This is a genomic window from Pandoraea sp. CB10b_02 (assembly GCF_002216225.1).
Classification (GTDB): domain Bacteria; phylum Pseudomonadota; class Gammaproteobacteria; order Burkholderiales; family Burkholderiaceae; genus Pandoraea; species Pandoraea nosoerga.
Genome location: NZ_NJGW02000015.1, coordinates 100,214 through 110,482 on the forward strand (window position 1 = coordinate 100,214; position 10,269 = coordinate 110,482).

General features: G+C 67.5%; 9 protein-coding genes. 7 read left to right on the forward strand and 2 right to left on the reverse strand.

Annotated elements, in window-relative coordinates; translation table 11 throughout:
* Window positions 1-101: 101 nt before the first annotated feature.
* Window positions 102-1,556: a MocR-like pyridoxine biosynthesis transcription factor PdxR gene (gene pdxR / locus CDN36_RS16230; protein ID WP_287497269.1), complete on the reverse strand. Its 1,455-nt coding sequence runs from the start codon at window positions 1,554-1,556 to the stop codon at window positions 102-104.
* Window positions 1,557-1,675: 119 nt separating this feature from the next.
* Here pdxR and CDN36_RS16235 point away from each other — a divergent pair, with 119 nt between their 5' ends.
* The gene (locus CDN36_RS16235; protein WP_287497270.1) at window positions 1,676-2,317 is read left to right on the forward strand and encodes an HD domain-containing protein; all 642 of its coding nucleotides are present in this window, start codon (window positions 1,676-1,678) and stop codon (window positions 2,315-2,317) included.
* 99 nt (window positions 2,318-2,416) lie between these two features.
* Here CDN36_RS16235 and tet read toward each other — a convergent pair whose 3' ends face one another.
* Window positions 2,417-3,616: a Tet(A)/Tet(B)/Tet(C) family tetracycline efflux MFS transporter gene (gene tet, locus CDN36_RS16240; protein ID WP_287497271.1), complete on the reverse strand. Its 1,200-nt coding sequence runs from the start codon at window positions 3,614-3,616 to the stop codon at window positions 2,417-2,419.
* Window positions 3,617-3,696: 80 nt separating this feature from the next.
* On the opposite strand from tet, the gene tetR reads away from it, so the two are divergent.
* The 6 genes from tetR (at window position 3,697) to CDN36_RS16270 (ending at window position 10,102) form a co-directional block, all read left to right on the forward strand.
* Entirely contained in the window at window positions 3,697-4,344 is a 648-nt protein-coding gene (tetR, locus tag CDN36_RS16245) for a tetracycline resistance transcriptional repressor TetR (protein WP_287497272.1), read from the forward strand.
* Window positions 4,345-4,602: 258 nt separating this feature from the next.
* Window positions 4,603-5,676: an ABC transporter substrate-binding protein gene (locus CDN36_RS16250; RefSeq protein WP_287497273.1), complete on the forward strand. Its 1,074-nt coding sequence runs from the start codon at window positions 4,603-4,605 to the stop codon at window positions 5,674-5,676.
* Window positions 5,673-6,590 (forward strand): ABC transporter ATP-binding protein, encoded by a 918-nt coding sequence (locus CDN36_RS16255; protein ID WP_241013988.1) that lies wholly within the window; start codon window positions 5,673-5,675, stop codon window positions 6,588-6,590. Before CDN36_RS16250 ends, CDN36_RS16255 begins: the two co-directional genes overlap by 4 nt.
* A gap of 18 nt (window positions 6,591-6,608) precedes the next feature.
* A complete protein-coding gene (locus tag CDN36_RS16260; RefSeq protein WP_206111382.1) occupies window positions 6,609-7,361 on the forward strand; it encodes an ABC transporter permease in 753 nt (250 codons plus the stop codon).
* 14 nt (window positions 7,362-7,375) lie between these two features.
* On the forward strand, window positions 7,376-8,122 hold the full coding sequence (locus CDN36_RS16265; protein ID WP_287497274.1) for an ABC transporter permease: 747 nt from the start codon (window positions 7,376-7,378) through the stop codon (window positions 8,120-8,122).
* 357 nt (window positions 8,123-8,479) lie between these two features.
* Complete coding sequence (locus CDN36_RS16270; protein WP_287497275.1) at window positions 8,480-10,102, forward strand: glycosyltransferase family 39 protein; 1,623 nt, start codon at window positions 8,480-8,482, stop codon at window positions 10,100-10,102.
* Window positions 10,103-10,269: the final 167 nt, after the last annotated feature.

Below are 10,269 nucleotides of genomic sequence, written 5' to 3' on the forward strand. Positions count from 1 at the left end.
CCTGCATTCTCATGCGGGAAGGCAGCACGCAAAAGCACCAGGAATGAACATTTTCGATGCACCAAGAATCGCCCGCGGCGCCCGGGCGCGAGCCCGGCCGCTCACTCCCCGCGAACGAGGTCGAGCAGCCGTTGGCAGTCTGCGCGAAGCGTGCGCTCGTTCAGATTCGTCACACCTAGCAGCAGCCCCTGTTGCCGGGGCGCGCTCATGAACCAGGGCGAGAGGGGAACCGGACACAGCCCGAGGCGCTGCGCCCGTGATGCGATATCGACGTCCGACAGCGACTCCGGAAGCGAAGCCACCACGGCCGTACCGGCCGTCGCCAGCACCCGGATCGCATCGGAGTCGAGTTCATGCAGGCAGCGAACGAGTGCCTCGCGCCGCGCGGCGTAGAGGCGTTTCATCCGGCGCAGATGGCGCAGATAGTGCCCGTCGTGCATGAACTCCGTTACGGCATGCTGCGCTGAGGCCGCCGGCGCGGGCGAGAGGCACGCGGCAACGTCGCCGAAGCGGTGCGCGAGGTCGGCAGGAACGACGAGAAAGCCCAGCCGCAGCGCCGGACTGATTGTCTTGCTGAAGCTGCCGATGTGCATCACGCGGCCGGCCTGGTCGATCGAGGCGAGCGCCGGCGCCGCGCGCCCCTTCAACTGCAACTCGCCGAGGTAGTCGTCCTCGATGATCCACGCGTTGCTCTGCCGCGCCCAGTCGAGCAGCGCCATTCGCCTTGCCAGCGACATCGTCATGCCGAGCGGCGCCTGCTGGCCCGGCGTCACCACCGCCACGTCCGCTGCGCGCCATGCCTCGCCTTGCCTTGCGTCCCCCGCTCTGCCCGCTTCGCGAATGCCCGCCCCGACATCGAGCCCCTCGGCGTCCACAGGCACGGGCATCACGTCCAGCCCCGCCAGTTCGAGCGCGGTGCGCGTGAGCGGAAAGCCCGGGTCTTCCATCCAGGCTCGTCCGCCCTCCAGGCGAAGCCCGCGAATCGCGAGATTGAGCGCGCCGGAGAAACCCGCGGTAACGAAGACCTGTGACGGGGTACACCGGAGTCCGCGCGCGACGCCGAGATACGCCGCAATCTCGCGGCGCAAATCCGGGTCACCGCGTGGATCGGGGTAACCCACGGGGGCGGCCGCCGCACGCCGGGCCGAGCGCGCCTGGATGCGCGCCCACAGCTTGAACGGAAAGGCGTCCTGCGACGGCACGCCCATCTGGAAGGCCAGCGGCGCCGCGCCGAACTCGTGGAACAGACGGGGAAGCGGCGGCGCCTCCGGCGACCAGCGCGATATGACCGTCGGCGCCGGACGCTCGGCAACGCGAGTGCCCGCCGCTCCCAGACCGCGCACGTACTGTTCGTCGGTCAGGCGCTCGTATGCCGAGCGCACGGTGCCTCGGGAAACGCCGAGCTGTGCGGCCAGATCCGACCACGAGGGCAGCCGCGCGCCGGCGGCGAGCTGCCCGGACTCGATCGCATCGCGGATGGAGCCATAGATCTGCGCGGACAGCGACATGCCTCTGGAGCGATCGAGGCCAATGGACAGGGGCGTCTTAGCGTCCATGGTGCATTCGGATTGTTCGATCTTGGGACTGTTCTATGGTCCGTGAGAAGCGTAGCTTTGTCCCGTGACCCAGTCAATCGACCGCGGTCGCGCCATTCCGAAAGCCCGAGAGACGAGAAATGCAGACGAACGGACCGATCGACGACATGATCCCCGACAGCCAACTGACGCGCGAGGTCACCGAGCTCGTTCGCGACACGCACAGCGAGTTGCTGTTCAGACACTCCACCCGCGTGTACCTGTGGGGCGCCATGCTCGGCCGGCAAAGGCGTCTGGCCTTCGACCCGGAGCTGCTTTATGTTGCGTCCATGTTCCATGACATTGGCCTGACCCCGCACTATCACGACAGCCAGTTGCGCTTTGAAGTGGATGGCGCAAACGCCGCTCGCGATTTCCTGCGCAGTCACCGGGTCCCGGAGGCGGATGTGCATAAGGTCTGGACCGCCGTGGCGCTGCATACGACGCCGGGCATTCCGGAGCACATGCACGCCGAGATCGCCCTGGTCCATGCCGGCGCCGGCATGGACGTGGCGGGGCGCGGCTTCGAACAGTTCACCGACGCCCAGCGGGCCGCCGTGGTCGGCGCCTACCCGCGCGGCGACAATTTCGCCAGCGAGATGATCGACGCGTTCTATGAAGGCATGAAGCACCGCCCCGCGACGACGTTCGGCACGTTCAACGACGATTTCCTCGCACACAAGGACCCGGCCTTCGCCCGAATCGACGTGTGCAGCATCATTCTCCGCTCGCCCTGGGGCTGACGACTCCGTAGCGGCAGGCCACAGGGCTGCCACGGACGCCAGCCGTGCCCTGTCGTGTTCGTGTCGTGCCGTGCCGTGCCGCGCGGCGCCCGCCATGCGCTATCGGGCCTCGCGAAGCCGCGCGCGAGCGCCGGCCTTGCGATAGCCGAGCAACAGCGGCGGCACCAGCAGGTACGCCGCCGCGCCCACCGCCCACACGATCCCCGGGTGAATCTCGCGACTGGCGGCATACACGCCGGTGACGATCAGCGGCCCTGCCACCCCGAGCAAATTCGTCACGCTCGCCAGCGTGCCCTGTAGTTCGCCCTGGCGAGACTCGTCGACCTCACGCGTGAGCATCGCCTGAAGCGCCGGCATCGCAATGCCGCCGAACGCGAACAGGGGCAATAGGGCGAACGGCGCCCAGCCGGCACTCGCTATGCAGAGCAGCGCCAATCCAAGCGCATCGCAGATCACCGCGAAGACGAGCGCGCGGACTTCCCCCATGCGGGCGACCAGCGGGGCGATGATGAGCGCCTGTGCCAGCGAATGGCAAACGCCATAGCCGGCCAGCGACAGTCCCGCGATCCCGTTGCTCCAGCCAAAGCGGTCCTGCCCGTACAGAATCCACAGGGTCGCCGGCCATTGCGACACCAGCGCCACCACACCGAAGATGCCGGCAAGGGGCAACACCGCCGGCTCGCCTCCGAGCCTGCGCAGCGCCGAAAAGGCATTGAGATTCACCCTGGCGGAACGCTCGGCGGCTGGCTTGCGCGATTCAGGAAGGACGAGCCCCGCCATCAGCAGATTCAGACCGTTGAGCGCCGCCGCCAGCAGGAATGGCGCGCGCAGCCACATGTCCCCGAGAACGCCGCCGATCACCGGCCCGGCAATGAAACCGATGCCGGCGGCCGCGCCCATCTGTCCGAAACGCGCGGCGCGTTGGCCATCGGGCGTGATGTCCGTGAGGTAGGCCGACGCCACCGCCATGTTGGCCCCCGTGACGCCGGCGAGCATCCGGCCCACGTAAAGCCAGCCGAGATCCGGCGCGAACGCCAGCATCAGATAGTCGCCCGCCGCGCCGGCCAGCGAGACGAGCAACACCGGGCGTCGCCCGAAGCGGTCGCTCAGCGCGCCGAGCACCGGCGCGCACAGAAACTGCATGAGCGCGTACACGGCCACCAGCGCTCCGTAGTGAAAGCTGCTGAGCGCGCCGCCGCTCACCTCTCTCAACAGGCTCGGCAGGATGGGCATGATGAGCCCGATGCCGGCCGCATCGATCAACAGGATGGCCAGCAGAACATATAAGGGTTTCGTCATTCGATGTCGCAGATGGCATTGGCTTCCCTATCAGCGATAGGGAGAGGTATTATTCCACATTCCCTATCAGCGATAAAGCCTTGAAAGACGCTACCCCACCCAGACTGAGTCGCGACGCGGTCATGCAAGCGGCGCTGGCGCTTCTCAACGAAGCGGGCATCGACGCCTTGAGCACGCGCCGGCTGGCCGAGCGTTTGGGCGTGCAGTCACCCACGCTGTACTGGCACTTCAAGAATAAAGCGGAGCTTCTCGAAGCGATGGCCGAGGCCATCATGCTGGAGCGGCACGTGCAGACGCCGCCCGGCCCCGGCGAGCGCTGGCAGGACTGGCTCGTGGCAAACGCGCACAGTTTCCGGCGCGCCCTGCTCGCGTATCGCGACGGCGCACGGCTGCACGCGGGGACGCGGCCGCGCCCCGCGCAGCTCGGGAACATCGAGGCCAAGACGCGCGTGTTGTGCGAGGCCGGCTTCACGCCGGATCAGGCGATCGGCCTGATGATCGCGATAAGCCGCTTCGTCGTGGGCTGGGTGCTCGAAGAGCAGGCCCCGACCGCCGCGCCCGCGAATGCCGCACGGGGCGAGGACGTCGATGCAAAGGCCTACCCGCTGCTGCGCGCCGGCTGGTCGGCGTTCGACGCGCAAGATCCGGATCAGGCGTTCGACGATCATGTCCGCCTGTTCGTTACGGGAGCGGAGCGTCGGCTAGGCAAGGCGCCGAGCCGCAGGTGACTGAATCGCCAATGCATGAAACCCGCGAACGTCATCCCGCTCAACCGTCCAGTCAGACGAGAAAATCCAAAATGCTTCATCATGTGGCCTCGCGCGCGGCGGCAGCCCCCTTTCGATGGCGGCGGGCCGGTGCCCGCGCTTCACGACACACGGCACACGACAAAAACACAAGACGCATGACGCATGACCCATGACGCACCCGCCTTCGATTTTCCCGGCGCAAGGTCGTGTGCCGGTCGGCTTGACCCGGAGTTGCTGATGAAACCGTTGTACTCAATCGCCGGCTTTGCTGGCATCGCTTCCATCACTCGCATCAATTGCATCATTCGCATGATTCGCCCTGGCCGCTTCGCCCGCCTCGCGTCCCTGTCCCTGCTCGCACTGGCCGCTGCGCTCGCGCTGCCGGCCCCGCGCATGGCCCGCGCCGAAGAGATTTCCGTTACGCAGTGGGGCAGCAGCCTGTACGGCCTGCCCTACGCCGTGGCCATGGAGCGCGGGCTGTTCCGCAAGGCGGGCGTGGACATCACCGGCATTCTCAGCTCGGGCGGCGGCGGCACCACGGTGCGCAACATTCTCGCGAGCAAGACACCATACGGCGAAGTCGCCGTCGCGGCCGCGCTGGCCGCCGCCCGCCAGGGGCTGGACATCGTGATCGTGAACGTCGGCACGCGCAGCGTCGCCGAAGCGTCGATGATCACCCTGCCGGACAGCCCCGTGAAGACGCTCGCCGATCTCGTCGGCAAGAAGGTCGCCATTACGTCGCCCAAGAGCGTGTCCGAAATGCTCTTCCTGATGGTGCTGCGCGAAAAGGGCATCGACGCCGCGAAGGTCACGCGCGTCGCCTCGGGCGGCTACGTGAACGGCATGACGATGCTCGAACAGGGCGCAGTCGCCGGCGCGGTCGCCATCGAACCACTCTCGATCGTGCGCAAGTCGCAATACCGCACGCTCTATCGCGCCGGCGACGTGCTCAAGCCGATGACGACTTCGGTCGGCATCACGACGCGCGCTTTCGCGCAATCGCACCCCGACACGCTGCGCGCCATCATCGCCGGACGCCGCGCCGGCGTGGACGCCACCTACGCCGACCCGGCCGGCGCCGCGAAGCTGCTCGCCGCGCAGTTCAAGCTTTCCCCCGAAGTCGCCAGGGAAGCCGTGGACAACATGGTCAAGTCGCACATGTGGAGCCAGGGCCAGTTCGATCGCGCCGAGCTCGGGCGCGTTGCCAGCGGACTCAAGCTCATCGGCGAGATCAAGGAAGACGTGGATTGGGCGAAGCTGGTCGATTCGCGCTTCCTGCCGGCCGACGTGCGGGCAAAGGGCCAGCTATGACGCCACCGTCTCCCGGCTCGCGCCTGCATCTGGTCGACGAGGCCGGTGCGCCGCACGCCAGCCACGGGCCGCACGTCGTGCTCGCGGGCGTGACGAAAGACTACAGGGCGCCCGATCCGAAGACATCGCGAAAAACGCGGATGCAGGCGCTCGGCCCGGTCGACCTCACATTGCGCAAGGGCGAGTTCTTCTCCGTGGTCGGCCCGTCCGGCTGCGGAAAATCGACGTTGCTCGAACTCATCGCGGGGCTTGCTGCGCCGAGCGACGGCCTTGTCCAGTTCGAGGGACGACCGGTCACGGGCGTGCCCGAAGGCGTCGGCGTGGTGTTCCAGGAAGACGCCTCGTTCCCGTGGCTCACCGTGCGCGAGAACATCGGCTTCGGCCTTCGCATGGCGGGCGTGGACAGCGCGGAGATCGAGCGCCGCGTGGCCTACGCGCTCGGCTTCATGGGCTTGCGCGAGTTCGCCAACGCACGCCCGGCGCAGCTCTCGGGCGGCATGCGTCAGCGCATGTGCATTGCGCGCACGCTCGTCATCGCGCCTCGCCTCATCCTGCTCGACGAGCCGTTCGGCGCACTCGATCAGCAAACGCGCATGCTCATGGGCGACGAACTGTTGCGCCTGTGGCGCGAGACGTCGGCGACCGTACTGCTGATCACCCATGCGCTCGACGAGGCGGCCGTCCTCTCGGATCGCGTGGGCGTGATGTCGTCACGGCCGGGGCGCTTCATCGACGTGATCGAAACGGGCTGGGAGCGCAATCGCGACAGCCGCATCGTGGCCGCCCCGAGGTTCGGCGAAATCACCGCACGCCTGTGGGACACGCTGCGCGCCGAATCGCTCAAGGCGATGGAGAGCGGCGAACGCCCCGCTGGCGCAAACGGTGCGCCAGGCGCCGGCCTGCGCCGCCAGTGAGCTCATGATGCGATTGCCATGATGCGCCCCGAACGCCTCATTCGCACGACCGTCGTCGCAGGTCTCGTGCTGCTCGTGGAGTGGCTGTGCCGCACCGGCGCGATTCCGGCCGACGTCATGATCGCGCCGAGCGCGATGGCGCTGCACGCGGCCGAACTGCTCCGCGAGGGGCGCTTCACCCGCGACATCGCGACGAGCTTCGCAAGCGTCGCCATCGCGTCGATCTGCGCAGTGGTCTTCGGCTTTGCCGCCGGCCTCGTCATCCATGCGCTGCCGGGCGTGCGCCGCGCGCTGGAACCACTGATCGCGAGCTACTACGCGGTGCCGACGTTCGCGTTCTATCCGGTGTTCATCGTGCTGTTCGGCGTCGGCGCGCTGCCGATCATCGCGATTGCCACGCTGCTCGCGGTCGTGTCGATGATGACAGCGACGATGACCGGTCTCGACCGCATCCCGCGCTCGTATTCGAAGACGGCCCGCGTCATGCGGCTCACGCGTTGGCAGGCGGTATGGCACGTCAAACTGCCGGCAACCTTGCCGCACCTGTTCAGTGGCGTGCGGCTCGCGGTGTCGCATGCGTTCATCGGCGTGATCGCCTCGGAGTTCATCCTCTCCGGCTCCGGCATTGGCTACGCGATCAGCTACGCCTACAACAACTTCGAGAACGCCGACATGTATGCGCTCATGCTCACCGTGCTCGTCGCGGTGACCGTGGTCAACGGCATACTCAACCACATCGACGCGCGCTTCCAAGCGCGCAGTCGTCGCTGAACCGGCCGCTGCATATGGACTTCAGGAAACCTAACCCGCTTGGCACGCTCGCCGTCGTGTTCGTGCTGATCGGCCTGTGGCAGACGGTCCACTGGCTCAATGGCGCGGCCCTCGGCTCGCCCGCCGCGACCGCGCGGGAACTTTGGGCGATGATGGGCACGGCGTCGTTCTGGGCAGACGCCGCGCAGACCGGCGAAGCACTCGCCTTCTCGCTGGTGATCGCCATCGCAGGCGGTGTTGCGCTCGGGCAGGTGCTCGGCGCAAATCGCCTGGCGGCGAACGTGGCCGAGCCGATCCTCGTCAATCTGTACTCTCTGCCGAAGGTCACGTTGTACCCGCTGGTGCTGCTGATCTTCGGCCTGGGCGTGGCCGCAAAGGTGGCGTTCGGCGTCATGCACGGCTTGATCCCGATTCTAATCTTCACGATGAACGGCATCCGGCAGATCAAGCCCGTCTACTTCCGCGCGGCGCACGCGATGCATCTGTCGCGGCGCCAGATCGCCCTGCGGGTCGTGCTGCCGGCCGTCCTGCCCGAGGTGCTCTCCGGCGTGCGGCTGGGTTTCTCGCTCACGCTGCTCGGCGTGTTGATCGGCGAGATGTTCGCGTCGCAGAAGGGCCTGGGCCACCAACTGTCCAACGCGATGAACCTCGGCAACATCGACACGATCATGGCGGTCGCGCTGTTCCTCATGCTGTTCGCGCTCGCGGGCAACACGCTGCTCAGCGCACTGAGCCGGCGCCTTGGCGCCGCGGCGGCGTGACCCGCCAGGCTCGCGAGCCCGCCCGCCGCCCTCGTCTCGTCTCGTCTCGTCTCGTCTGTCAATTGACCGCCCGCTTTGTGACGTTTTGTTTTCAGGCCAATGCGGCGAATGCGCCGAACCGGCCGCCAACGGAAGCCGCATCCGGCCGTAACGCCCCGCCGGGCGGCCTCGCGCGACGCGCTCGACGCCCGAGCGGCGACGTCCACGGTTTGCCGCGATCACAAAACTCGACAAAAACGGCATACAACGCGACACGGCAAGCCATATGGCATGGCTACCATGCAGCGGTTCTGAGAGAAGGCCCTGTGCCCGGCGTCAGCCCTCCATCACCCGCGAGCACTGCGATAGCTGAAAGTCATGGCGTTGCCCATTTCCCCGGTCCGGTCCGCCGAGGCCGGCACCGATTCCGTCCCGCTGCCCTTCGGCAAGGCGCCCCGCGCCGGCCTGGGCGCACACGCGTGGGAGCGCCTGTGGGTGCAGTACCGTGCGCCACTGATCTACGTCGCGTTCTTCGGCCTGATCTGGACGCTCGTGAGCGGCGCGCTCGACCCCACCGTGCCATACGACGCCGTCGAAGCGCTCAACTGGGCCCGCAACGCCGAGTGGGGCACGCCCAAGAACCCATGGCTGACGGGCCTCGCATTCTGGCCGGCCATCGGGCTGCGCGGCCCGGCGCAGGGCGTCTACTGGTATGCATCGCACTTCGCCGGTGTGGCGATCGGCCTGCTTGGCGTCTGGCAGCTCGCGCTGCGCCTCACGCACCGGCGCGATCTGGCGTGGCTCGCCATGCTGAGCCTCAATGTGTCTGGCGTGCTCAACATCGACATCCTGCCGTACAACGACAACTATCTGCTGGTCATGCTCTGGCCGTGGATGCTGTACCTGCTCGTGCGCGCCGTCTTCGACACGCCAGCCGCGTGGCCGCTGTTCGGCGCCGTGGCTGGTCTGGCCGCCATGACCAAATATTCGACGTTCGCGATCATCGGCATGGCGTGCGTGCTCGCGCTCGTCTCGCCGGCGTTGCGTCGGCGCTGCCGAACGCCGTGGTTCGCGCTCGCGGTGGCGATCTTCCTGCTGCTGGTGCTGCCCAACCTCTGGTGGCTCGCGCATCACGACTTCGCGGCATTCCGCTGGGTCGGCGATCAGATCCGCGAGCGGTTGAACCCGCGTGGTGTGAAAGCCGCGGCCTGCGCGTTCTATCCGGTGGCCGTGCTCGCCATCGTGGCGCTGTTGTGCGGCGCCCGGCTGCGCTGGCCACCTTCGGCCGAAGCGCAGGCGCCGTTGCGTCTGCTCGCCCAGGTGCTTCTTCTGCCGCTCGTGCCGATCCTGGCGTATTTCACGGTGTTCGACGGCGGGCGCGTGACCGAATGGTTGCAACCGTTCGTCGTGCCGGCGCCCGCGCTGCTGGTCGCTTGCCTTGCCGGCGCCGGCCCCGGAAGAGACCTCTGCGTGCGTCGCGCCATCGCGGGCTTCGCAGGCGCTGCCGCGGTGGTCCTCGTGGTCTATGCATTCTTCCTGTGCGCGAACGTCAAGAACGCCGGGCAGAAATTCTCGGGCCTGAAGACGCTCGGCGTTGTGCTCGAACAGCGCTGGCACGACCGGTACGGCGCCCCGCTGCGCTATGTCGGCGGCCATCCGGTCTCGCACTGGCTGACGTTCTACGTGCCGGGCAATCCGCAACTGCTCGCCGCATGGTCGAGCGCGACGCGGCCCAACATCTACACGCGCGGTATCGACGAGGCGAGCGTGCGGCGCGACGGCGCACTGCTCGTCGGCACGCCCGAGGTGCGCTGCGACGACGCCGATTTCGGCTCGGTGCTCGCGCAGTGGCCCACGCTGAAGATCGACGCCACCGAGGACGTCCTGTTCTCCTTTCATCGGAACGCAAAACAAAGGCAGAAGCATCTGTGCGTCGCGTGGGTCGCACCGGCCGCATCGGCACCACCGGCCGCGCCTGCCGCACCTGCCGCGGCGCATTGAATGGTGCGCCGGCCTTGATGGTCGGACACGTCGCCCATGGGCCGCTCGTCACCGGGGGAAGGCGCAAGCCATTATTGATCCGGCCCCTGTGAACTTGTATCAAGCTGCATAGCGAACAGGGCCGTGCTCGAAATACTTGCGAATTCGTTCGGGCTGGCGTTGCACGC